Source organism: Pseudomonas sp. HMSC063H08, assembly GCF_001813645.1.
In the GTDB taxonomy this organism is placed as follows: Bacteria; Pseudomonadota; Gammaproteobacteria; order Pseudomonadales; family Pseudomonadaceae; genus Pseudomonas; species Pseudomonas aeruginosa.
In genome coordinates, this window is sequence record NZ_KV813398.1 from 1 (window position 1) to 625 (window position 625).

Genomic DNA, 625 nt, shown 5'->3' on the forward strand with positions numbered 1-625 from the left:
AGGTCTTCGACAACGATCAGCCCGGCGGCCCAGGCTTGAGTCGCGAGCGCTGTGCAAAATGCCAGCGTGGCAAGGATCTTCTTCATGGATTGGTCACCAGTAGGTTGACGCCGAGGACTTGGCTAAGGTGGCGGGATACCGTCCTACGGTATTTGGCGGCAGGCGCGCCGCCGGCGGGGCGGTGGTAGCGGCCGGCAACTTGGATCCAGTCCACCGGTCTTCCCGGGGCGGATGCATACAGGGCGTCCCGCTGCTCGATCAGGATGTCGGAGGTGGCGTCCAGGTTCTTGTACGGATCCAGGGACTCGCAGGGGCTGGAGAAACGATGTCCGTTCCAGCCGATGTTGACCTGGCCGAGGCCGGAATCGACGCTCTTGGCCCCGTAGAGGTTGATCGCCGCGAGTAGCGCTGTGCAGGCGGCGGTGCGGGTCGCGTAGTAGTAGGATTTCCCGGCGACGTTCAATGTCCAAGGCCAGGGAACGTATTCGCCGCGCAGCAGGACCTTGCTCTCGGTCAGCGCGACCGAGTAGAGCACCTCGGCCGGAACCCCTTTGGGCAGGGCGATCTGCTTATACGCCGGCGGTGGATCCACGGCGGCCTGAGCGATGTTGGCCAGGACCAGCAG

1 protein-coding gene and 1 pseudogene are annotated in these 625 nt (G+C 64.5%); both read right to left on the reverse strand.

What is annotated here, in order from left to right:
* A pseudogene (locus tag HMPREF2924_RS36930) lies at positions 1 to 86 on the reverse strand (integrating conjugative element protein); the annotation flags it as partial.
* Positions 83 to 625 (reverse strand): lytic transglycosylase domain-containing protein (locus HMPREF2924_RS08720; protein WP_256567944.1); only part of this gene is annotated, 543 nt, incomplete at its 5' end. The gene HMPREF2924_RS08720 and the pseudogene HMPREF2924_RS36930, both read right to left, overlap by 4 nt.